The organism is Microbacterium sp. EG9, from assembly GCF_059759475.1.
The window spans coordinates 313,154-335,741 of sequence record NZ_CM186217.1 but is presented as its reverse complement, the minus strand read 5'-3'; the positions used below and the strand labels follow the sequence as shown (position 1 = coordinate 335,741).

22 protein-coding genes are annotated in these 22,588 nt (G+C 71.3%); 5 read left to right on the top strand and 17 right to left on the bottom strand.

What is annotated here, in order from left to right:
- Positions 1-49: 49 nt before the first annotated feature.
- Together AC6CQV_RS01470 and AC6CQV_RS01465 are read right to left on the bottom strand one after the other, a co-directional pair.
- Positions 50-988 carry a UTP--glucose-1-phosphate uridylyltransferase gene (locus AC6CQV_RS01470; protein WP_060960311.1) on the bottom strand — a complete coding sequence of 313 codons (939 nt, stop codon included), beginning with the start codon at positions 986-988 and terminating at the stop codon, positions 50-52.
- 146 nt (positions 989-1,134) lie between these two features.
- A complete protein-coding gene (locus tag AC6CQV_RS01465; RefSeq protein ID WP_498260706.1) occupies positions 1,135-2,832 on the bottom strand; it encodes a sensor histidine kinase in 1,698 nt (565 codons plus the stop codon).
- 135 nt (positions 2,833-2,967) lie between these two features.
- On the opposite strand from AC6CQV_RS01465, the gene AC6CQV_RS01460 reads away from it, so the two are divergent.
- The gene (locus AC6CQV_RS01460; RefSeq protein ID WP_498260070.1) at positions 2,968-3,447 is read left to right on the top strand and encodes a VanZ family protein; all 480 of its coding nucleotides are present in this window, start codon (positions 2,968-2,970) and stop codon (positions 3,445-3,447) included.
- Here the strand turns inward: AC6CQV_RS01460 and AC6CQV_RS01455 are convergent.
- From AC6CQV_RS01455 to AC6CQV_RS01425, 7 genes are all read right to left on the bottom strand, one after another.
- Positions 3,444-5,723, bottom strand: coding sequence for a right-handed parallel beta-helix repeat-containing protein (locus AC6CQV_RS01455; protein ID WP_498260069.1), 2,280 nt, complete (start codon positions 5,721-5,723; stop codon positions 3,444-3,446). The genes AC6CQV_RS01460 and AC6CQV_RS01455 overlap by 4 nt on opposite strands.
- A complete protein-coding gene (locus AC6CQV_RS01450; protein WP_205283439.1) occupies positions 5,720-6,955 on the bottom strand; it encodes a glycosyltransferase in 1,236 nt (411 codons plus the stop codon). Before AC6CQV_RS01450 ends, AC6CQV_RS01455 begins: the two co-directional genes overlap by 4 nt.
- 88 nt (positions 6,956-7,043) lie before the next feature.
- Positions 7,044-8,057, bottom strand: a complete 1,014-nt coding sequence (locus AC6CQV_RS01445; RefSeq protein ID WP_498260068.1) for a right-handed parallel beta-helix repeat-containing protein — start codon at positions 8,055-8,057, stop codon at positions 7,044-7,046.
- 229 nt (positions 8,058-8,286) lie between these two features.
- Positions 8,287-8,982, bottom strand: coding sequence for a LuxR C-terminal-related transcriptional regulator (locus AC6CQV_RS01440; protein ID WP_498260067.1), 696 nt, complete (start codon positions 8,980-8,982; stop codon positions 8,287-8,289).
- Positions 8,979-9,236, bottom strand: coding sequence for a hypothetical protein (locus AC6CQV_RS01435; RefSeq protein ID WP_060960302.1), 258 nt, complete (start codon positions 9,234-9,236; stop codon positions 8,979-8,981). Before AC6CQV_RS01435 ends, AC6CQV_RS01440 begins: the two co-directional genes overlap by 4 nt.
- 326 nt (positions 9,237-9,562) lie before the next feature.
- The gene (locus AC6CQV_RS01430; RefSeq protein WP_498260066.1) at positions 9,563-10,699 is read right to left on the bottom strand and encodes a sensor histidine kinase; all 1,137 of its coding nucleotides are present in this window, start codon (positions 10,697-10,699) and stop codon (positions 9,563-9,565) included.
- Complete coding sequence (locus AC6CQV_RS01425) at positions 10,696-11,373, bottom strand: response regulator transcription factor (protein ID WP_231735150.1); 678 nt, start codon at positions 11,371-11,373, stop codon at positions 10,696-10,698. The genes AC6CQV_RS01430 and AC6CQV_RS01425 overlap by 4 nt, the downstream gene beginning before the upstream one ends.
- Positions 11,374-11,689: 316 nt before the next feature.
- Between AC6CQV_RS01425 and AC6CQV_RS01420 the strand changes: the two genes are divergently transcribed.
- Entirely contained in the window at positions 11,690-12,784 is a 1,095-nt protein-coding gene (locus tag AC6CQV_RS01420) for a sensor histidine kinase (protein ID WP_498260065.1), read from the top strand.
- 43 nt (positions 12,785-12,827) lie between these two features.
- Here the strand turns inward: AC6CQV_RS01420 and AC6CQV_RS01415 are convergent, their stop codons facing one another.
- Positions 12,828-13,583 carry a DeoR/GlpR family DNA-binding transcription regulator gene (locus AC6CQV_RS01415; protein WP_498260064.1) on the bottom strand — a complete coding sequence of 252 codons (756 nt, stop codon included), beginning with the start codon at positions 13,581-13,583 and terminating at the stop codon, positions 12,828-12,830.
- A gap of 47 nt (positions 13,584-13,630) precedes the next feature.
- Here AC6CQV_RS01415 and AC6CQV_RS01410 point away from each other — a divergent pair, with 47 nt between their 5' ends.
- Entirely contained in the window at positions 13,631-14,026 is a 396-nt protein-coding gene (locus AC6CQV_RS01410) for a hypothetical protein (RefSeq protein ID WP_060960298.1), read from the top strand.
- A 78-nt stretch (positions 14,027-14,104) separates the two neighbouring features.
- Here the strand turns inward: AC6CQV_RS01410 and AC6CQV_RS01405 are convergent, their stop codons facing one another.
- The 3 genes from AC6CQV_RS01405 to AC6CQV_RS01395 all read right to left on the bottom strand — a co-directional run bounded on the left by AC6CQV_RS01405 (position 14,105) and on the right by AC6CQV_RS01395 (position 17,655).
- Positions 14,105-15,457 carry an HNH endonuclease signature motif containing protein gene (locus tag AC6CQV_RS01405; protein WP_498260063.1) on the bottom strand — a complete coding sequence of 451 codons (1,353 nt, stop codon included), beginning with the start codon at positions 15,455-15,457 and terminating at the stop codon, positions 14,105-14,107.
- Positions 15,458-15,536: 79 nt separating this feature from the next.
- The gene (locus AC6CQV_RS01400; RefSeq protein WP_498260062.1) at positions 15,537-16,334 is read right to left on the bottom strand and encodes a hypothetical protein; all 798 of its coding nucleotides are present in this window, start codon (positions 16,332-16,334) and stop codon (positions 15,537-15,539) included.
- Between the two features lie 10 nt (positions 16,335-16,344).
- Positions 16,345-17,655, bottom strand: a complete 1,311-nt coding sequence (locus tag AC6CQV_RS01395) for a UDP-glucose dehydrogenase family protein (RefSeq protein ID WP_205283446.1) — start codon at positions 17,653-17,655, stop codon at positions 16,345-16,347.
- Between the two features lie 95 nt (positions 17,656-17,750).
- On the opposite strand from AC6CQV_RS01395, the gene AC6CQV_RS01390 reads away from it, so the two are divergent.
- A complete protein-coding gene (locus tag AC6CQV_RS01390) occupies positions 17,751-18,245 on the top strand; it encodes a DUF4916 domain-containing protein (protein WP_498260061.1) in 495 nt (164 codons plus the stop codon).
- 87 nt (positions 18,246-18,332) lie between these two features.
- Positions 18,333-18,593 (top strand): hypothetical protein, encoded by a 261-nt coding sequence (locus tag AC6CQV_RS01385; RefSeq protein WP_101306855.1) that lies wholly within the window; start codon positions 18,333-18,335, stop codon positions 18,591-18,593.
- Here the strand turns inward: AC6CQV_RS01385 and AC6CQV_RS01380 are convergent.
- The 4 genes from AC6CQV_RS01380 to AC6CQV_RS01365 all read right to left on the bottom strand — a co-directional run bounded on the left by AC6CQV_RS01380 (position 18,581) and on the right by AC6CQV_RS01365 (position 22,573).
- On the bottom strand, positions 18,581-18,862 hold the full coding sequence (locus tag AC6CQV_RS01380) for a Dabb family protein (protein WP_101306856.1): 282 nt from the start codon (positions 18,860-18,862) through the stop codon (positions 18,581-18,583). The genes AC6CQV_RS01385 and AC6CQV_RS01380 overlap by 13 nt on opposite strands.
- Before the next feature lie 4 nt (positions 18,863-18,866).
- Positions 18,867-19,847: a GDP-L-fucose synthase family protein gene (locus AC6CQV_RS01375; protein WP_498260705.1), complete on the bottom strand. Its 981-nt coding sequence runs from the start codon at positions 19,845-19,847 to the stop codon at positions 18,867-18,869.
- An 81-nt stretch (positions 19,848-19,928) separates the two neighbouring features.
- On the bottom strand, positions 19,929-20,957 hold the full coding sequence (gmd, locus tag AC6CQV_RS01370; RefSeq protein ID WP_101306857.1) for a GDP-mannose 4,6-dehydratase: 1,029 nt from the start codon (positions 20,955-20,957) through the stop codon (positions 19,929-19,931).
- Between the two features lie 503 nt (positions 20,958-21,460).
- The gene (locus AC6CQV_RS01365) at positions 21,461-22,573 is read right to left on the bottom strand and encodes a glycoside hydrolase family 5 protein (RefSeq protein WP_498260060.1); all 1,113 of its coding nucleotides are present in this window, start codon (positions 22,571-22,573) and stop codon (positions 21,461-21,463) included.
- Positions 22,574-22,588: the final 15 nt, after the last annotated feature.

Below are 22,588 nucleotides of genomic sequence, written 5' to 3'. Positions count from 1 at the left end.
GGATCTTCAGCGGACGCCGGTGACGGCGCCGCGTTTATCGGTAACCAGCCTACCGGGCGGAGGGGCTCTGCACCGTAGCCCCGGCCGGAGAAACATCCGTCGCCGCGAGGCCCGCCGCGAACTGCTTGATCCAGGGTCGCAGCTCGGGTCCGAGGTCGTCGCGGTCCACGGCCAGCTGCAGGATCGCCTTGATGTAGTCGACCCGGTCGCCGGTGTCGTAGCGGCGACCGCTGAAGACGACGCCGTAGACGCCGGGGCCCTCGGGGTCGGCCGCGAGCTCGCGGAGGGCGTCGGTGAGCTGGATCTCGCCGCCCTTGCCGGGAGCGGTGTGCGCGAGCACGCCGAAGACCTCGGGGCCGAGCACGTACCGGCCGATCACCGCGAGGTTCGACGGCGCCTCCTCGCGGGACGGCTTCTCGACCAGATCGAGCACCCGGTACGAGCCGTCGGGGTCGCGATCGCCGACGGTGGCCACGCCGTAGAGGTGCACCTGTTCGGGGTCGACCTCCATCAGGGCGACGACCGCACCGCCGGTGCGCTCGTGCACCGCGAGCATGGTCGGCAGCAGCGGGTCGCGCTCGTCGATGAGGTCGTCGCCGAGCATGACGACGAAGGAGCAGTCGCCGACGTACGAGGCGGCGCGGGAGACGGCGTGCCCGAGGCCGCGCGGCTCGCCCTGGCGCGTGATGTGGATGTCGGCGAGCTGCGAGGAGTGGGCGACCTTGCCGAGCTTGGCCGTGTCGCCCTTCGTCGTCAGCGCCGTCTCGAGCTCGGGAACCGAATCGAAGTGGTTGGCGATGTTGTTCTTGTTGCGGCCGACGATGATCAGCACGTCGCGGATGCCGGCGGCGACCGCCTCCTCGACGACGTACTGGATGGCCGGCTTGTCGACGACGGGGAGCATCTCCTTCGGCATCGCCTTGGTGGCGGGAAGGAACCTCGTGCCGAGACCGGCGGCGGGGATGACGGCTTTGTAACGGGGGGACATGCGATCTCCTGCGGGGCGTAGGGGGGTGTGCTCCGAGGCGTCCGGGGACGCGCGCGTATCGCGAGCATAGCGAACGACGTCACATCGTCTGTGACGGGGATGCGACGACTCGATGACGAGCGCGGACGTGGCCGACGGGCGCGGACTCAGGCGTGGGCCGCGAGCGCCGGAGCCGGGATCATCGACTCGAGCACGACGTCGTCGCCCTCCTGATACAGGAGCGTGCGACCCGCGAACGGGCGCATCGGCATGACGGCGCGCGGCAGCGCGCCGGAGGACGCGACGCGCACGTGCAGCACGCCGTCGGCGCCTGTCGTGATCTCGATGCGCGCCGCGCGCGCGCCGGAGTGCTTGACCGCGTTGACGAGGGCCTCGTTGACGACCTCGGTGACGATCGGTGCCGCCTCGGAGCGTTCGACGGCAGCGACGGCGGCGTCGTCGATGCGGGTGTCGAGATGCATGATGGGCTCCCAGCCCGCCAGCATGCGTCGCAGCTCGCCGCCCGACTCGATCTCGGCGGCGCGCACCGGGGCGATGACCTCGTCGAGGGCGCGATCCGTCTCGGAGCGGAAGCGCGCGATCTCCCGCGCCGTCGGGGAGTTCTCGTCGACGTGTGCCGCGAAGATCACGCACCGCCCCTGCACCCGTCCGTGCAGGGTGGATGCCGCCTGGAGCAGCGGCAGCTGCGCGCGGCGCGTGCGGTCGGCGAACTCCCCCGCGGCGCGGGCGAGCTCGACGGTGGAGCGCGCCGCCTCCTCGCGTGCGCGCCGGCGCGTGTCGATGGCGAGCGCCAGGACGGTCGCGGCGAGCGGCATCGCGACCAGCGGGATCAGCATGATGGCGCCGGTGTCGGGCAGCAGCAGGTGTCCGACGGCGGTCGTGGCGGCGCCGGCGAGGATCCAGACCAGCAGGAAGGCGATGCCGCGGGTGCGCGGCGCAGCCGTCGGCAGCGCGCGCAGCACGGCGCCGGCGGCGAGGTCGACGAGCACGACCGCGACGGCCGCGGCGAGCACACCCACGACGTCGGGCAGGGTGACCAGGAACGGCGCGCACATGAAGAGGTAGAGGACGCCGACCCACAGCAGCGGCGTGGGCTGCAGCCGCTCCACGCCACGGCGGCGCGCGGCCGACAGCGGCCGCGGCGTCCACAGCGCAGGCACCGGAGGGCTGGCCGCAGCCAGCTCCTCGAGGCGGTGGCTGGCGGTGCGCACCCGCTCGGAGAAGTCGCGGACGGCGTCGAAGTCGACGGTGCCGGCGAGCATCGCGTCGCGTTCGGTGCGCAGCTCGGCGACCATGCCGCGCACGACCAGTCGCGCATCCCGCTCGTCGTTCAGGACCTGCTGGCTCGCGGCATCCAGTCGACCGAGGGCGTGCGCGAGCCGGTCGACCGTGGCCCGCGTCTGGGAGTACTCGGTCGTGATGATCGCGATCAGGGAGAAGAGGCCGAACGCGACGACGAGGTTGGTGCCGGTGCGGGCGAGCCACACGCCGTTCGAGTGGCCGTGGAAGACGATGCCCACGAGCATCTCGTTCAGGACCGGACGGACGAGGGCGACGGCGACGAGGGTCGTCGTGACGAGGATGCCGCGCGCACGGTGATCGCGCATGCGGCGTTCGGCTGCGGCGACGGCGAGGACGGGCAGTGCCAGCAGGGTCCATGCCATCGCGGCGGCCGCGACGCCCTGGCCGTAACCGTCCGGACGGCCGTCGACGACCGGGACGAGCAGGAGCGTCGCGATCGGCAGCGACACGATGGCGCTCCAGCGCGTGAAGAAACGACCGCTTCCCGCCGCATCCCAGTACGCTGACACGACGTTGATCGTGCGCGACCCACCGCGGGCCATCAGGTGCACCCCAACATTCCTACCCCCAAGTAGTAGTCAGTGTAGCCATTCGTCTACATGATGGGGAGAGGAAATTCCTTATAATCCAGCGTCTATTCCGTCGCACCGGAGCGGCCCCGATTCGAGGAGCCTGACATGACGGACGAGCCCGCTCCGGCACACCCCCGCACCCGGTGGGCGGCGCGCGTGACGGATCCCCGCGCCTGGCTGTCGGTCTACGCGGTCGCCCTGGCGCTCGTCGCGTTCTGGCCTGTGCCCGTCGACTCCGGCGCGCGGCCCTTCCTGCGGGCGGTGACGGCGCTGTTTCCCGCGCTGACCTCCGCACGGATCGAGTTCGTGGCGAACATCGTCATGTTCGTCCCGCTGGGGTTCCTGCTGACCGTGATCCTGCGACGCCGGCGCTGGATGGTGCTGCCGATCGCGTTCCTCACGACGGTCGTCATCGAGACCGGCCAGGCGGTCGCGCTCGCCGCCCGCACGCCGAGCGTGCTCGACATCGTGGCGAACACCGCGGGTGCGTGCGCGGGGATGCTGCTGGCCGCCCTCGCCGAGCGGCTCGCGCGTGCACGCACGCGACCGCCCGCGGACGCTCCCGAGCCGCCGCGGCGCGGCTAGCGACGCGGGCGGACGCCGGGCTCCGGAGGGCGCGAGGCCTCCTCGACCGCTTCCTCGAGCCACGTCTGCAGGCGCCACGCGGGGACGCGGAACATCCGCGAGATGGTCGACAGCGGATAGCCCGCCTCGAGCACGGCGGCCACGGCGAACTGTCGCATCGAGTCGAAGTCGCGGTCGGCGAGCGCGCCGGTGCGCAGATCGGCGAGCGAGCGGGGACGCGATACCGGCGCGCCGGATGCGGCGCCGGCGTCCGTCGCGATGCCCGGTGACGGTGCGGATGCTGCGGCGGAGGCGGCGGCCGCGGCGCGCGCGCTCGTGGCCGGTCGCGCCGGGTGCGGCCGCGCGGGCGGCGGCGTCCGAGGTCCTTGCAGAGCGGGCTCGGCAGGCGAGGGCGCAGGCGCGGGCTCGGCCGGCGCCTCGGGGGTGACCGCGGGCTCGGCCGATGCCGATGCCGGCGCCGTCGCCGGCGCGGCTGCGAGCTCCTCCGTCGATGTCACCGTCTCATCGACGCCGTAGGCCGCGATCCGCTGCTGGCCGTACTGCACGATCGCCTGCTCCAGCAGGCGTCGGAGCTGCCGGTGCCGCACACGCCGACGCCACAGCAGCGGCACGCCGACCAGGGGGATGACGAGCACCGACAGCCACATCCACGCCATGGGGTGGGCGTTGAGCCACGTGACGAAGTCGGAACGGAACTCCCACGTGCGCGTGTCGTTGCCCTGGACGGTCGGGGCGGCACCGTCCGAGGTCGCGACGGCATCCTGACCGATGCCGCCGAGGACGTTCTTCGCGACGGTGACGCGGCCCTCCCCCACGACGGCGACCGCGTTCCCGAGCCCGACGGTGATGTCGTTGTGCTCCACGTCGGCGACCGAGGCCGCGACGCGCAGCGCCGCCCCCTGCCCGTGGAGGACGTTGCCGGTGACGACGGCCGGCACGACGCCGTCGGCGATGACGACGGCGGGCTCCGCCGAGGAGGTGAGATCGCAGCCGACGATCTCGAGGCGTTTCGCGGGGCCGTTGGCCCGCACGGCGGCGGCGGTCTCGCGGGCCGTGACGCCGGTGAGGATCGTGCCGTCCGCCTCCTCGAGGAGCAGTCCGCCGCGGGCGTTGTCCGCGAACGTTCCTCCCTTGACGGCGAACCCGCTGCTGCGGTCGGTGCCGTAGCCGGCGGCCGTCGGCCCCGTCGCGAGCGCCCGTCCGCTCAGGCGCAGGCCGTACTCGCCCGAATCGCGCACGGTCGCGTCGCCGATGCCGACGGTCGAGGAGCCGCCGCCCACCTGGATGCCGTCGTCGCCGGACGCGTCGACGTCCACGCTCGAGAGCGCGACGCGCTGCGACTGGCCGGTGACGGCCACGCCGGAGACCTCGGCGGCGATCGACGAGAAGGAGGTCACCGTGGTGTCGACGACGCCCGAGAGGAAGAGCCCGTAGTGCGAGTCCTCGCTGGACACCCGCGCGAGGTCGGCCCGCGCCGATCCGGTGTCGCTGCCGGTGACGGCCAGCCCGCCGGTGCGTCCGCTCCAGAACCCGAGGTGGTCCACGTGCACGTCGGACATCGTCAGCACCCCGTCGCGCACGCGGAGGTAGGCGCGCCCATCGTCGGTGGCGTCGTCGGGGGCGCCGGCCTCGGCATCCCACCCCGTGATCGTGAGCGGCGCATCGGCGCCCCCGTGCAGGTCGAGCGACCCGCCCCAGGCGACGATGCTGACGAAGCCGTCCGACCCGCTGTGCAACCGCAGCGTCGCACCCGGCTGCACGAGGGAGAGGGTGGCACCGGCACGGACGACGACGTTGCGCGTGAGGGCCCACGTGTTCTCGCCGTCGGGGGCGGCGGCGCCGGCATCCACGAGGTCGCTCAGTCCGTAGGGCGCGTCGCGGGCAGCGAGCACGACGGTGCCGAACGTCGAGAGCGCCGCCGGGTCGCCCGGCGCGACGCGGCTCAGCCCCGCGAGGCGTCCGTCCTCGCGGGCGACGGCGACGGCGGGATCGGGGGCGACGGGCGGCGCGTACGTGCCGGCGGTGACCTGCGCGGCGAGGCCGCTCATCGCCGTCGCCACGGCGGCGGCGGTTCCCGGAGGAAGCGTCGGCACGGGCGCGGCGGTCGGCGACGCCTGATCCCACGGGTACCCCTTCTGGTGGATGAGGGGGCCGACGAAAACGATGAGGAGGACGAAGACGGCGATCGCCGACACCACCACCACCCGCCCGAGCACGTGGCGCGTGAGCGTGGTGTCGCCGCGCTCTTCGCGGGTGAAGCCGTCGGGCGCGCTCATGACGCGGCCGTCGCCGCCGGAGGGCCGTCCAGACTCGCCTCGGACTGCCCCTCGCCGCCCTGCTGCGTGGCGGAGCGGGTGAGCCAGCCCTGCTTGTTCATCGTGAACAGGGCATAGACCTTGATCGGCAGGGCGATGAGGATCGTGACGGCGGCCACGAGCGGCAGGACCACGATGTCCTCGGGACGACGCCAGAGGTGCGAGACGCCGCGGATGCCGCGACCGATGACGACCCACACGAACGCCAGGAGGAGGGCGAGGGCGGGTTGGGGCGAGCGGATCGAGAGGATGATGTAGGCGACCGCCACTCCCATCGTGAACGGCGTCATCAGGATCTGCATCATCGTCAGCTGAGAGATGAAGGGCGTGCGGAACACCCACCCCTTCCCGATGGCCGTGAGGTAGCAGCGGTAGGAGTTCCTGCTCCACCGCACCCGCTGCTTCACGAAGGCGCGGAAGGTGGAGGGGAACATCGAGAGGGCGCGCGCATTGTCCTGGTGTGTGACGCGGAACCCCTGTGAGAGCACCAGCCAGGTCATCCGCCCGTCGTCGCCGGCGACGCACTCGCGGCCGAAGAAGACCTCGTGCTCGAGCTGCTCGACCTGTGGGACGATCACGGCCGCGCGATACGCCGCCGTGCGGCCGGACGCGCAGATCACGCCCCCGTAGCGCGCCATGGCCGGAACGTAGTCGTAGTAGCGGAGGTCGATGATCCAGTCGGCGACCCGCCGCCACACGCTCGATCGCGGGCGGTAGACGTTCTGCCGCGTGCTGACGGCGCCGACCGCGGGGTCGATGAAGGGCATCTGGATCGCGTCCAGCATCCCCTCCTCCCACGCCGTGTCGCTGTCGACGAAGATGACGAGCTCGGTGTCGACCATCCGCATCCCGTGACCGAGGGCCGATCTCTTGCCGTGGTGGTGGAACAGCACCGCCTCGACGCCGCGGAGGGCCAGGGCGTCGATCCTGGCCTTCGCTTCCAGATCGGCGACGTCGAGCACGATGATGATCCGCGAGGGCCCCTGGCGATGCCAGGTGTGCAGGCAGCGGATGAGGACGTCGGGGTCTTCGTGGTACGACGGCACGACGACGGTGACAGTGGTGCGATAGTCGTTGACGACCGGTCGCGTCATCATCGCGAGCACCTTGCGAAGGATCCAGAACGACCAGGAGATCAACCCGAGCACGCCGAAGGGCAGCATCCAGAGCGCATGCTGAGTCAGCAGTTCCATCGATCCTCCGGGGCTTCGGGGGGTCCCCACATCGTGCACAGCATATCTACGGCGTGTTCGCACACGCACGCACGCGCGCAGGCAGGAATCAGCGGCAGGACGGCGACATCGGCGGCGGGGTCGAGGCGCCGCCGGACACGTTGTCGCACGTGACCGTGTTGCCCGCCCGCCGCGCGGCGCCGACGACGGTGACGGCGACGGCAGATGCCGAGAGGTCGAAGGTGTTCCGCGACACGGTGTTCGACGCACCGCTGCGGACCTCGACCGGAGTCGAGATGCTGTGGATCTGGATGCCGTCGCCTGCCGCGACGGTGAGGCGATTGTCCGCCACGAGCCAGCCGGTGCCCTTGAGGTCGACCACCGAGTCGACGGCGGCGGCATCCGCGATGGAGAGCGTGTTGCCGCTGATCACGCCGTCCGACGTGCCCTCCTTGACGTCGATGGCCTCGGCGGTAACGTCGAAGACGGTGGTGCCGGTCACCCGGTTGCGGTCGCTGCGGTCGGGTTCGCACGCGGTGACGGTGCACCAGTTCGATGCGGCGGTGCCGATGTAGACGCCTTCGCCGAACTCCGGCGTGGAGCGGCCGGTGTCGTGGATGACCAGTCCGTCGATCACGTTGTCGCTGCTGCCCGCGCGGAGGTGGACCGCCTCCTGGCCGGCGCCGGACACCTCCAGACCGGTGAGGGTCGTCGTGGCGACGCCGTCCAGCACGATCCCCTTCTGCCCGCCGGTCACCCGGAAACCGGTGAGCACCCAGTCGGCGACGTGGTCGAGGTGCAACGCGTAGCCGCTGTCGACCGATCCCCCGTCGAGCACCGACGCGCTCGTGCCGCACAGTGTGATGGGCTCGTCGGCGCCGGAGGTCGTGATCGTGAACGGGCCGCGATAGGTGGCCGCGGCGAGCGCGAGCACGTCGCCGGGTCGCGCGTCGTCCAGTGCCCGCTGGAGGGCGTCGGCCGAGGGATCGACGGCCCGCGCCTGCGGTCCGCAGGCACCGACCGCCGCGCCGGCCGCGGAGCCCGGAGCGTCCGGAGCGCATCCCGCGAGCGCGGCGGCGAGGACGCCGAGCGCGGCGACAGCCGCGGCGGCTCGTGTTCGCATGCGCACGAGTATGACATCCCGGGCGCGCGGGTCCGCGCCCTGCCCGGAGGGGGTTCTCCGACGCTCGGGAGGCGGCGCGTGCGCCGCAGGCGAGCGGAGTGGATACGGTCGCCCCGCCGCAGCCCCCCGGCAGGGGCAGGGCGACCGTCTTCCCGGGCGATGTGTGGGGTCACATCGCTGGTGGGGATGGGGCATGCTCATCATCGACGATGCGGGACCCGTTGTGGGGCTAGATGAGAGGAATCTCACCTGCACCGGGCAACGGCGTCACTCCCGCGTGCGCGAGGTACCGGCGCGCGGCCTCGACGCGGGCGTTGCGCTCGGGGTCGGACCCGACGCCGAGCAGGGCGTAGGACGTCCGCAGGTGCGCTTCGACCGAACGCGGCGAGATCGCGAGCCGCCGCGCGATGGCGGCGTTGCTCAACCCGTCGGCGACGAGAGCGAGGACCTCGCGCTGGCGCGCGCTGAGGCGGCTCAGCGGGTTGTTGCGACGCGTCGCGCGCTCGGCGCGGATGGCGGGGTCGAGCACGCTGCGCCCCTCCGCCACGGAGCGGATGGCGTAGACGAGCGCGGATGCCGTCAGCGACAGGTTCTTGGACAGCACGCCCCATCCGGCGGTCTCGGAGCAGTGCACCTCCCACAGCTGGTCGTGCACGTCCGGCGCCGACAGCACGATGATGCCGAGCCGCGGCGAGCGCGCGCGCAGCGCGTGCCCGAGCGAGATCCCGTCGCCGTCGGGCAGGCGCGGCCCGAGCAGAGCGACATCGATCGCACGGTCGGTCGCGGCGAGCGCGTCCTCCATCGAGGCGCAGGCGCGCACCGTGCGCATGTCGTGCTGCTGGTCGACGAGACCCGCGAGAAGATCGCGGAACAGGGGCTGACCCTCGACCACGAGCACCCGCAGCGGTCGCCGACCCTCCGTCACGCGGGTGGGGAGGCGTCGTCGCCACGATGCGTCGTGGTGGCGAGGTAGCGGGCGACCGAGATGTCCCGTCCGACCAGGCCCGCCGAGCGACCGGTGACCCGACTCCACAGGCTCGGCACGACCCGAACCATCGTGATCCCCTCCAGGCGCAGCTGACGCGCGGTGGGAGGGTCGAGGTAGCGGCGGGCCGGCGCCGTCTGCCAGTGCGCGTCGACGTAGATCTCGACGATACGGGCGCCGCCTGCTCGGCTCATCGTTGGTCCTCTTTCCCCAAGGCACGACCCGCCACGGGCACACGCGCGCACCCCGATCGAGCGGGTTGCGCGGCGTCGCGAGTGCTCCGTTCCCAAGGACGGAGGGGTCACGCGGGGCCCCATGACCTCGCGCAGGATCATTGTGGCGCAGGCCGAAACACGCATCCGACCGAACGCCGCGATTTCACGAGAGTTTTACGTGAAATCACCTAGCGCTGCGGGCGGGCGCGGCGGGCGCGTCGATCCGTGAGCGCTCCCACGGACCGTCGGCGGCAGCATCCCGCGGCGCGCCCGGACGCGTGGTCGCGTCGACCACGGCGCGACCGTCAGCGCGGCGGGTCTTCCAACGGGAGCCGGAGCGTCAGGCGCGCACCCGGCGACGGGCGCGCGCCGGCTCCCGCGACCAGGGTCAGCTCGCCGCCGAGCACCTCCGCCCGGCGGCGCAGCCGCGCGAGCCCGGACCACGGCGCATCGGGACGGGGCGGAGCGCCGTTGTTGCGGACGGCGACCCGGAGGTGATCGGCATCGGCCCGCGCGTCGATCGTGATCTCGTCGGCGCCGCCGTGACGCAGCGCGTTGGAGAGGGCGTCCTCGATGACGCGGATGACGAGCACCCTCGCCTCGTGCGACAGCCGGTGCTCGACCGTCGCGAGCACATCGGCGGCGGGCGCCCGCACGGCCACCGAGGGCGGCAGGCGCACGACGAGGGCGCGCACGGCGGGCGCTAGTCCGCGCTCGAGGTCGACCGGGTAGAGCCGAGCGCTGAGCGCCCGCAGCTCTTTCTCCCGCAGACGTTCGAGCTGCCCCGCGATGGCGGTGAGCTCGGCCGCACCGTCCTCGTCGCGCGGCCGCACACCCGCGGCGAGGTGGCGCAGCCTCGTCTCGATCACGACGAACGTGCCCTGCACGCTGCCGTGGATGGTCTCGGCCAGTTCGTACCGGAGACGCAGCTCCTCCTCCTGCAGCTCGGCGACGAGCCCCGCCGCCCGGGCCTGCGCGACGGATTGCCCGCGCTCGGCATGGCGGATGCGGCGGGCCATGTCGACCTGCACGAGACCCAATCCGATCGCGCAAGCTGCGGCGAGGGTCGCGCTCGCGAACTCGCCCGCCCCGACCGAGGTGCCCGCGTCGTCGGCGGCGAGCAGGGAGATGACGACGCGGACCCCCGCCAGGGTGAGGGCGGCGCCGAGGGCCAGCACGAGGACGAGTCCGCAGCGCACGAGGAGCCCATAGCGCTCGGGGCGCAGCACGTGGACGGCGGCCAGCATGGCGATCGGCGCGACGACGGCCGCCGTGGCCGGCGCGGCGACCCCGACATCGCTGCCCCAGGTGCGCAGCAGCACCGACTGCAGGCTGGTGTACAGCGTGATGGCGACGGTGGCCGCGGCGGTCGCGACCAGCGCGATGCGATGGTCCGTCGCGGCATCCGACGAGGGATGGCGCGACTGCGACGCGCCGCTCATCCTCCGGCTGTCCAGGGCGACGCGGTGTGCTCCAGATAGCTGCGCACCGCCTCGACGCGCGGGTTGCGCTCGCGGCTGGCGGGAAGTCCGAGCACCGCGTACGCGACGTTGAGGTGCGCGTCGACCGACCGCGGTGAGATGCCGAGACGGTCGGCGATCGCGGCGTTGGTGAGCCCCTCGGCCACCAGGGCGACCACCTCGTACTGCCGGGCGCTGAGGCGCGACAGCGGGCTGTTCCGCCGCACTTCGCGCTGCGCGCGGATCGCGGGGTCGAGCACCGCGCGCCCGGCCGCGACCGCGCGGATGGCGTACACGAGCGCGGATGCCGAGAGCGAGGAGTTCTTCGAGAGGAAGCCCCAGCCCGCCGCTTCGGCGCCCGGCACCTCCAGGAGGGTGCTGATCGAGTCGGAGGCCGAGAGGATCAGCACCCCGAGACCGGGACGACGGCGGCGGAGCTCGCGGCCGAGGCTGATCCCGTCGCCGTCCGGCAGTCGGAGGTCGAGGAGGGCGACGTCGAGGCTGCGGACGTCGACGACGCGGGTGCCTTCGGCGCTGCGCGCGACCGCCGCCACGCGCAGACCCTTCTGCTCGCCCAGGAGCACCGCGAGCATCTCGCGGAACAGCGGCTGGTCCTCGACGACCATCACGTCGAGGGTCGGCAGGCGCCCGTTCACGGCCGCGGCACGGAGGCGGGACGCGGAACCAGAGTGGAGGTGCCCGAGGTGCGCGGATGCCGCGGGCACGAGAGTCGGGGGCGCGCTTGTCGCATGTGAGGTCTCCTGTCGACGTCTCCCCCGCCGCGCACCATTGTCACGCATCCGCTTCGACGCGCCGGTCGAAAAGTCGGCAGAACACGGCGTCCTCGGGCGGAGAAGCGCAGATTCGCTCGGTGATTCCACCTAGGGGCGGGCGGCGCAGAGCGAGGTCCGCGCCGACGCTCTGCTAGAACCGGGGAGGGAGGAAGTCCGTGGCGAGCACGGGATGGGACCCATGAATCTGGCGAGCAGGAGCGCGAACCAGCCGGCCTCTTCTCGGGGTCGGCGGACACGTCACGCCGCCGCGAGCGACGCGTCCGTCCTCGCGACGGTCAGCGATGCGGTCAGTGATGCCGTCGTCGTGACCGACGAGCGCGGCATCCCGGTGCGCCTCAACGCTGCGGCCCGCGAGGCCTTCGCCCGGGCGGGCCTGCCGGAGCGGATCCGCGCCGACGCGGAGTACCGCGATCTGCGGTTCTTCCATGCCGACCGCGTGACCCCGATCACCGTCGGCCCTCCCCTGCTGCACCACGTCACGCACGCCGGTTCCCGCATCCCCTATACGACGTGGGTGGGAGAGGGCGATGACCAGCGGGCGATGTCGATCACGGCCCGGCCCTACGCGGACGCGCGCGGCACCCGCCGCGGGGCGGTCATCGTCGCACGCGACATGACGGTGATGTTCGAGGCGGCCCGCATCCGCGACGACTTCCTCCGTGACGCGGCACACCGCCTGCGCGGACACCTGACGACGGTGGCCGGCTACGCCGAGCTGCTGGAGACGGATGCCCATCTGGGGGAGATCGGCGAGCGGTTGACGCGGGTGACCGGTCAGCTCGTCGACACGGTGGACGACCTCTTCCGCACGGCCCGCGAAGACATCGCCCGATCGATTCCGCCGGCCGACCTCTCCTCGGCCCTGGCCGACGTGTGCTCCGTCTTCCTGGCCGTCGCGGCGGCGCGGGGCGTCACGCTCCAGGTGATCGACGAGGGATGCGGGCGGGTGCGGTTCGAGCAGGCGGAGCTGCGTCAGGTGCTCGCCGATCTCCTCTCGCACGCGATCGGCCATTGCGCCACGGCGGGGAAGGTGGTGGTGCGGGCGCACCGGGACCACCACCGCACGACCGTCTCGGTGAGCGACGACGGACTCCACACGAGCCACGATCAGCGTCGCCGCGAGCTGGCGCAGCTGACGGGCGGGCCGGCGCCGGAGGAGGCGGCCCCGGGCACCGTCCGGCGCAACGTCGTGCGCGCCAATCAGGCGACGCTGTCGGTGCGACCCGACCACCCGGTGGGGACGATCGCGAGTCTCGTGATGATCGCGGTGTGAGGCCCTGCGGGCGGGGAGGCGGCGGGGGTTCGTGCGCCGCGCCTCACCGCGTGTGGATGAGGGCGACCCCGGCCTCCACGAGCTCACGAGCGCCGGGGTCGGTGTCGGGGATGTCGGCGATGATCGCCGTGACGGCGTCGAGGCCGAGCACGCCGTAGCGCGAGGCGGTGCCGATCTTCTCGTCGCTGCCGAGCACGTAGGTGTCGGCGGCGCGCGCGGCGAGGGTGCGCTTCATGGCGGCCTCGTCGGCGTCACCGGTCGTGAGTCCCGCGGTGGGATGGATGCCGGTCACTCCCAGGAAGAAGAGGTCGGCGCTGATGCGGTTCGCCGCTTCGACAGCGGCGGCGCCGCACGCGACCGCCGAGTGCTTGAAGAGCTGGCCGCCGATGAGGAAGACGTCGACCGCGTGGTCGAGCAGCGCCGCCGCGATCGTCGGGCTGTGGGTGATGATCGTGCCCGGCTGGCTGCGCGGGAGTGCGGCGACGAGGGCGAGGCTCGTGGTGCCGCCGTCGAGGATGGCCGTCGCGCCCGGTTCGATGAGGGCTGCCGCGGCCGCCCCGACCCGCCGCTTGCTGTCGGGGGCGACGCTGGTGCGGGCGGCGTAGTCGACGACGGCCGGGGATGCCGGCAGGGCGCCGCCGTACACGCGGACGGCGAGACCCGCGGCGTCCAGGTCGCGCAGGTCGCGGCGGATGCTGTCTTCGGACAGGCCGAGCTCCGCGGCGATCTCCTTGGCGACGATGCGACCGTCGCGGCGGAGGCGATCGAGCAGCAGGTCCCTACGGGCGGCAGCGAGCATTCACGTTCCTTCTTGTTTTTGCACGTTATTGTCGTATTGTAGCCGACATGACCGCATCTCTCATGATCCTCATCGCCGGCCCGTACGCATCGGGCACCGACGGCGACCCCGCCCGGATGGCGCAGAACCTGAAACGCCTGGAGACGGCGGCCTGGCCGCTGTTCCAGGCGGGGCACGTGCCGATGATCGGCGAGTGGGTCGCATTGCCGGTGCTGGAGAGCGCCGGCGCGTCGGGACCGACCGATCCGCTCGCCGCGCAGGTCATGTATCCGACGGCGGAGCGTCTGCTGCAGCGGTGCGATGCGGTGCTGCGCCTCCCCGGCGCATCCCGGGGAGCCGACCAGGACGTCGCGATCGCCGAGGCGAGGGGCCTCCCGGTGTACTACGCCCTCGAGGACGTGCCCGGGGTGGCGCCGTCAGCGGGACAGGAACGCCGCGCCTGAGGCCGTCGCGGACGCGCGCGACGGCGGCCCACTCGGGACCACGCGGCATCCATCCCACTCACGACCCGACGTCGACGCTCAGAACGGTGCCGCCCCGACGGCGGTCGCGTTGCGGCCCGGCGGGGACGTCCTCGCGGGCGGCGCGACGGCATCGGCCACGAAGGCGACGAGCGGAGTCGGCGCATCTTCTCGGTAGACCCGCCCCGTCGGCGAGGTCCATTCGAGCACTCCCCTCCCGCGCTGTCGCACCGCCCAGGGGGTGAACTGCTTCATCGAATGATGTCGTTGACAGAGGTGCGCGAGGTTCCAGAGCGCGGTGGGTCCGCCTCGAGCCGCATCGACGGTGTGGTCGACCTCGCAGCGGATCGCCGCCCGCCGGCATCCGGGGAACCGGCAGTGCTGATCGCGCGCCCGCAGGAACCGCCGCTGCGGCCAGGGCGTCCGGTAGCGGTCGACCGCGACGACCGTGCCGTCGATCGGGTCGGTGAGCACGCGCGAGAGGCTGGGGGCATTGGCCGCGAGAAACCGCGCCGTCTCGGCATCCACCGGGGTACGTCCGACGAGGTCGACCGGGCCCTCGTCCGCTCCGAGGAGCGCGAGGACCGGCACCACCACCTGTACCTGCGCACGAATGCCGCCCAGCACGCCGGGGCCGTCGCCGTGGGCGGTGGGGTCGAGGGCGGGCGTGGCGGTCAGGAGCAGGTCGCTGAGCACGTCGGCGCGGATCTGGTCCACCGAACGCGGGTCGTCGTCGCCCGGCTCGCGGGCATCGACGATCACGGTCACCTGCCGGGTCAGCCGATCGAGGATGCCGTCGGCGATCACCGTCGGCACGGTGGCGACGACGTCGGACATCCCGTGCGCGCCGGGAACGACGCGAACCCGTCGGCCGGCGCTCGCGTCACGGTGCCGGTCGGTGAAGGTACGTTCCGCCGCGCGTTCGGCGAGGATCTCGACGGCGGCGCGGACCCGGTTGGGAGTGTCGCCCTCGCAGCGCCGGATCGCTTCGGCCTCGAAGTCAGGCCGCCGATCGACGGGAACCACCGCGCCCGCGTCGACGATCACGCGGACATGGCCGCGCGTGATCCTTCCCCCTTCCCAGGCGTCGAGCGTCGCCGGAAAGCCCTCGACGAGCTCGCGCGCCTCACCGATGCGCTGCTGCACCGTGCGGTCGGTCACCCGCAGCACCCCGCCGAGCTCCGCGGCGATCGAGCGCAGCACCATGTCGTGCTCCCGCACCGATCCGCGCCGGCCGGCCGCCTCACGCTCCGCGAGTCGACCGGCGCGCGCCAGCATCCGGACCTCGGCGACCTGCGCCTGCGTCAACGCTGCCGCCACCCCCTCGGCGTCGGATACGAGGCCGGCGAGCGCGGTCACGTACCCGCCGCCCGCATCAGCCTGGAAGACGCCCCCCGGCGTGAACTCCGTCATGCGTCCATTATGCCGCGACCCTCGGACATTCGTTCGAATGTCCGGACGAGCACGCCGGTCGCGGCGCGGGGCGGCGACGCTACCGACGCGACCGCCGACCGAGCATGAACGCCACGATCGCGATCAGCGCCGCTCCCCCCGCGGCCAGGGTGGAGACCATCACCCGCGAGGGAGCCCCGCGGGGTCGCCGAACCGGCGGAGGCTCGCCCTCCGGGTGAGGGCCGGAACTGACGACACCGTCGTCGCGCGCGTCCAGCGCAGGCTCGGCGGCCGACACCATCGGGATCCGGTGAGGCGGCGGTTCAGGAGAAGGCGGCGGCGTCCCCTGCGGATGCGGAGACCCCGACCCCGGCGGAGGCGATACCGAAGCCGTTCGTCGCGGAGGCGCCGGCGGGACTCGCTGCCCCAGTCCTATCGGCAGGGCGATGCAGAGGAACACGACGCTCAGTCCGCCCGCACCGATCGCCAGCATCCACAGCCCGGCCATCGTGAGCGGGCTCACCCGCGTGAGCAGAGTGACGACGGGAAACGACGCGACGACGACGGTCACCGCTGTCAGCGCACCCAGGGTCCGCCTTCGCGCCGCCGGTGACGCGTCGGGCAGAGGCTTCGCCCAGATGGTGACGGCAAGGATCACCGACACGGCGGCCAGCGCGCCGGCCGAGACCGCATCCCACCACTCCCGCCACCACGTCGCGGCGACGGACTCCTCCGCGCACGCGCACGCCGTGGAGGCCGTGGCAGACGTGGCGAGCGCGTGGGTCGCGATCGCCACCGCGACGCCGACGACGAGGGCGACGACGAGGAACGCGACGAAGGTCCTTCCGGAGACCTCCGCCGTTCCACGGGAGCGACGCCGTCGGGACTCCTCCGTCACGGCATGCGGCTTACGGGCGCCCCATCCCGTAGTACGTCCAGCCCGCGGCGCGCCAGGCGGCGGCGTCGAGCCCGTTGCGCCCGTCGACGACCACGCGCCCCGCGGTGAGCGACGACGCGTGCTCCGGCGGCAGCTCGCGGCGGTACTCGTCCCACTCGGTCACGAGGACGAGCGCATCCGCATCGCGGATGGCGTCGTCGCGGTCGTCGACGTAGGTCAGCTGAGGGTGGATGCGCCGCGCGTTCTCGATCGCGGCCGGGTCGGTCACGGTCACGTTCGCACCGAGGCCGTGCAGGCGCACGGCGACGTCGAGTGCGGGCGAGTCGCGGATGTCATCGGAGTGCGGCTTGAACGCCGCGCCGAGCACCGTCACGTTCTTCTCGTAGACCGAGCCGCCGAGACCATCCACGACGAGCTGCACGGCGCGGTCGCGGCGTCGCAGGTTGATCTCGTCGACCTGTCGCAGGAACGCCACCGACTCGCCCCGGCCGAGCTCCTCGGCTCGCGCGGAGAAGGCGCGGATGTCCTTCGGCAGACACCCGCCGCCGAAGCCGATGCCGGCGCCGAGGAAGCGCCGGCCGATGCGGGCGTCGTGGCCGATCGCGTCGGCGAGCTGGGTCACGTCGGCTCCGGTCACCTCGGCGATCTCGGCCATGGCGTTGATGAAGCTGATCTTGGTCGCGAGGAAGGCGTTCGCCGACACCTTGACGAGTTCGGCGGTCGCGTAGTCGGTGACGATGAACGGCGTGCCCTTGGCGACGGAGGGGTGGTAGACCTCGCGCAGCACGGATGCCGCGACCTCTCCCTCGTCACCGGCGGGGACGCCCGCGACGAGGCGGTCGGGGTCGACGGTGTCCTGGACGGCATAGCCCTCACGGAGGAACTCCGGGTTCCAGACCAGCGTCGCCCCGGTCGCCGACACCCGCGGCGCGAGGCTCGCGGCCGTTCCGACCGGGACGGTCGACTTGCCCGCGACGATGTCGCCGGGTGCGAGGTAGGGCAGCAGAGCATCGAACGCCGCGTTCACATACGTGAGGTCGGCGGCGTAGCTGTCCTTCTGCTGCGGCGTGCCGACGCCCACGAAGTGCACCTTCGCGCCGGCCGCGTCGGCCATGTCGGTGGTGAACCTGAGGTTGCCCGACGCGATCCCGGCGGTGAGGATCTCCTGCAGACCGGGCTCGAAGAACGGCGCCTCCCCCTTCGACAGGGCGGCGATCTTGCGCTCGTCGACGTCGATGCCGACGACCTCGTGACCGATGGATGCCATGGCGGCAGCATGCACCGCGCCGAGATAACCACAACCGATGACGGACAGCTTCATAGGAGCTCCTGTTGGGGGGACGGTGCGTGCGAGGAGAAGGAACACGCAAGACTGTTCCTACCAGAGACGCGTATCCGGCATGTAAACGAGGACGCATGACATTTCTCCCCGCCGACACATACAGACTCGTCGAGCGCTCGATGCCGATCGCCTGCGTCGACTTCGTCGTGGTGCGCGAGCGCGGCGGCATCCGAGAGCTGGGGCTGATCCTCCGCGACTCGCCCCACGGCGAGGTCTGGTGCCACCTCGGCGGGCGCATCCTGCGTGGAGAGACGATCGCCGACGCGATCCGGCGCCACAGCCGCGACACGATCGGCGTCGAGCCGCTGCTCCCCCTCAACCCCCAGCCGGACGACGTTTATCAGTGGTTCCCGCCCGACATCGCCCCGACGGACGGCACGGTGTGGGGCGACGACCCGCGCAAGCACGCCATCGGGCTGTCCTTCGTGGTCAGCGTCGACGCTCCCCCCACCGCGCGGAACGAGGCCCGCGATTTCGTCTACTTCGCTCCGGACGCGCTGCCCGCGAACCTCTGGCCGGGATGCCGGGAGTTGTTCGTGCGGCTGGGTCTCGCCGGCCGGCCCGATTGATCTTTGGCGCCGTTGGGCGTAGTTTCATGCCCGGACGTAGTTGTCCCGCCATTCCGGGGGGAATGGTTGTGTGAGCACTCTGGGGGGATGATGCTCGAACGTGTCAAGAAGCGCATGAACGTGCTGATCTGGGGCACCGCTTCGGCGACGTGCGCCGAATGCGGTGTGGCCGTGTCGCCGGCGAAGGCCATCTGGAGCGGACGCGAGGCGTACTGCTCCGTGGAGCACGAGTTGCGCGACCACGACGACGCCGGATGGACAGGGGCCGCCGCGCCGCTGCCGGTGACGGGCCGTGAGGTGCGAGCCGCGGTGTCTGCGACCGCCCCGGCCTACCCTCACGCCGCGTAGTCGCCGTTCCACCAGTCGGCGATCGCCGACATCGCCTCGGCCACCGCGACGTGTCGCGGATCGCGCCGGAACGCCTCGAACGCGGGCTCGTCGACGAAGGTCGCGTCCTCCACGATCACGCGGCCCTTGCGCGCGTCCAGAGACAGCTCGACGCGCCAGTGCCTCACCCCGGTCAGGACGGAGAGCGAACGCAGCTCATCCAGAGCGGCGGCCACTCGCTGGTCGCTCACGTCGTCGTGCACGCGGAAGAGCACGATGTGACGGAACACGCCGTTACTCGCGGATGCTGTCGACGTGATCGCGGTACCAGGCGACCGTGCGCTCCATGCCCTCTTCGAGCGTGATCTTGGCCGTCCAGCCCGCCTCGGCGAGCTTGGAGACGTCGAGCAGCTTCTGCGGAGTGCCGTCGGGCTTCGACGTGTCCCACGCGGTCTCACCCGTGAAGCCCGTGACCCCGGCGATCGTCTCGGCGATCTCGCGGATGGTCACGTCGCTGCCGGTCCCGACGTTGACCTGATCCGGGCCGTCGTAGTGCTCCAACAGGTGGAGACAGGCATCGGCCATGTCGTCGGCGTGCAGGAACTCGCGCCGCGGCGTCCCGGTTCCCCAGTTGGTGACCGACGGCGCTCCGGACTTCGCCGCATCGTCATAGCGGCGGATGAGCGCCGGCAGCACGTGCGAGCCATTCGGCGAGAAGTTGTCGTTCGGCCCGTAGAGGTTCGTCGGCATCGCGCTGATCCACGGCAGGCCGTACTGGCGCCGCACGGCCTGCGTCTGCAGGATGCCGGCGATCTTGGCGATCGCGTAGGCGTCGTTCGTGGGCTCCAGGTGCCCGGTGAGCAGAGAGTCCTCACGGATCGGCTGCTCGGCGAACTTCGGGTAGATGCACGACGACCCGAGGAACAGCACGCGCTCGACATCATTCGCGAGCGCCGCGTCGAGCACGTTGACCTGGATGCGCATGTTGTCGCTGAGGAAATCGACCGGATAGGTCGAGTTCGCGAGGATGCCGCCGACTTTCGCGGCCGCCAGCACGACGTACTTCGGCTTGACCTCGCCCATGTAGGCGAACACCGCGTCGCGGTCTTTGAGGTCGAGCTCGGCCGACGGCTTGCCGACGATGTTCTCGAACCCCGAGGCCTCGAGCTTCCGCACGATCGCCGATCCGACCAGACCACGGTGACCCGCGACGTAGAAGGTCGCGTCACGGTCGAGCTCACCCGGCGTGTACTCCACGCCGTCAACGGCCGTCACCACGTCAGCTCACTCCCCGGTCGTTGAGCGAGCGCGCTCCCCGGTCGTTGAGCGAGCGCAGCGAGTCGAAACGCCTCCCGCTCACAGGGTCCCCCACGACGCGAGCTTGACGGTGTCGATCCAGTCGGCACCCTTCTCCAGAGCTTCCACGTCGGCGTCAACCATGAGCTTGGCCAATTCCTTCCCGTCGATCGTCGGCACCCAGCCCAGCTTGTCGGCCGCCTTGGCCGGGTCGCCGATGAGTGCATCGACCTCGGTGGGACGCAGGTAGCGCTCGTCGAACTTGACGAACTCCTGCCAGTCGAGGCCCACGTGGCCGAACGCCGTCTCGAGGAAATCCTTGATCGTGTAGCCGACACCGGTCGCCAGCACGAAGTCCTCCGGCTCGTCGGCCTGCAGCATCCGCCACATCCCCTCGACATACTCGGCGGCGTAGCCCCAGTCACGGATCGACTCGAGGTTCCCGAGGTAGATGTCCTTCTGCGTGCCGGCCTTGATGCGGGCGACGGCGCGCGTGATCTTGCGGGTGACGAAGGTCTCGCCGCGTCGCGGCGACTCGTGGTTGAAGAGGATGCCGTTGACGGCGAACAGGTCGTAGGCCTCGCGGTAGTTCTTGGTGATCCAGTAGCTGTAGAGCTTGGCGACACCGTAGGGCGAACGCGGGTAGAACGGCGTGTTCTCGTTCTGCGGCGGCGGCGTCGCGCCGTAGAGCTCGGACGTCGAGGCCTGATAGAACTTGGTGTCGATCCCGGACAGCCGCACCGCTTCGAGGAGTCGGACCGTCCCGGTTCCCGTCGTGTCGGCCGTGTGCTCCGGCTCATCGAACGAGACCCGCACGTGCGACTGGGCGGCGAGGTTGTAGACCTCGTCGGGGTTGATCTCGCTGAGCAGCGTGACCATCCGCGCGCCGTCCGAGAGGTCGCCGTAGTGCAGGAAGAGCTTCGCGTCGGGGTCGTGCGGGTCGACGTAGAGGTGGTCGATGCGGTGAGTGTTGAAAGTGGAGGCGCGGCGGATCAGACCGTGCACCTCGTACCCTTTCGCGAGCAGGAGTTCGGCCAGGTAGGAACCGTCCTGGCCCGTGATGCCGGTGATGAGTGCGCGCTTGGTCAAGGGACTCTGCCTATCTGGATCGTGGGGGGCATGATCATGCACGATGTCTCTCGACATCGGCAGCAATCGAACCTCCGAGCAGACTACCGAACCGGTCGGCGCTACCCGATCGTTACTCGCGGTGAAGGCAGCTCAAGGCGGGAGCCGTCAGCTCTCACCCCCCGATACGGATGCCCGCCTGAATCTGAGCCAGTTCCTCGAGGCGGGAGCGGTTCGCCACCTCGGGGTATCGCTGAGAATAGGGATCCTGCGCACCCCCGAGTCGAGCACGAAAAGCGGATTCTCGCCGCTTCATCCTCTTGACGACGCGGCGCAATTCGTCGGTCACGAATGGGTCGCCGTCGAGAATCGACGCGAGTCTGGACCGCGACTCACGCCGCTGGTCCCAGTATTTCTTGGCTTGCTCGTAAGTAACCACATTGCCCCCCGGCTCTGGTCGAGAAGATTGTATGCAGATCAGAGCGCCGTCCGCCAGTTCCGCGGCCGTCGAGGGCAAGGCCGTTCTAGCGCTTGTCGCGCGAGAGGAACTGCTCGATGACGCCGGCCTGCGACCGCGCCTGATCGATCCCCGCGGTCACCGGGAAGGTCGGCGAGGTGGAGTCGTACGCGAGCAAGCGGCTGTCTGCTCCCCCCATGGCCGCGAAGTACGTGACGTCCATCCCGTACCGGTCGGCGGTGGCGTACGCGCGATCCCCGACCGCATTCCACGCGGCGATGTCATTCGGATCGACCTCTGGAGATCCGGTCCCCGGCCATCCGATCTCGCCGATCGAACATGTCACACCCCAGCGCTCGCACCACTCACCGAAGTCGACGATCGACGTCTGGAAGGCTTCGTACCCCCGCCAATAGTCGTAGCGGACCTGAGTGGTCGCCGTGCCGCGCGGGTAGAAATGCTGGGAGTACACGATGCTCTTGTCCACCTCGCCGTGCCCGTCCGTGACCCAGGGCCCCTTGACGGCGTCTCTCGCGAAGGTCCAGTTCCCGACCATCGCCTCGACCCAGATCCGGGACGTATCGCCCTCGTCGCGAATCGCGTCGACGACCGCCTGGGTCGCGGCTCGATAGGTCGCGAAGCTGATCAAGTCGCTGCGGGGTTCGTTGAAGATGTCATAGGCGTAGATCGCCGGATCGTCTTTGAACTCGCGGGAGAGCGTCCTCCAAATGCTCGTCTGGGCGTCGAGCGAGAGATCGCGGCCGCAGATCAGGGAGTTCTCCGATGTGGCGCCCGGTCCCGTGGGGAAGGTGCACCCATTGTGCAGATCGAGGACGACACGCATCCCCGCGCGTTCGATCCGGTCCACCTGCTCGTGGAGCATCGTCAGCGCTTTCGGGTCGACGGGAGCACTCAAAGCGGCGGCCCGGTCAGCCGCCGTGTCCGTCAGAGCCGGCTGAAGGGTGCCCCACGAGATGGCGAGCCTCACGATTGACATTCCGCGCGAGGCGAGGAAGTCGTAGCTCGACTGCGGCTCTCCCCAATCAGACACCGGCGCATCCGAACCGCGGTGCATCAGGAGCGTGTAGACGTTCACGCCGCGCTCGAAAGGGCGCGACGATATGGGAACGCATCCCGGGAGCACCACGACAGCGCAGGCGAGCACGGCGAGGATGACCATCGATCGACGTCGGTG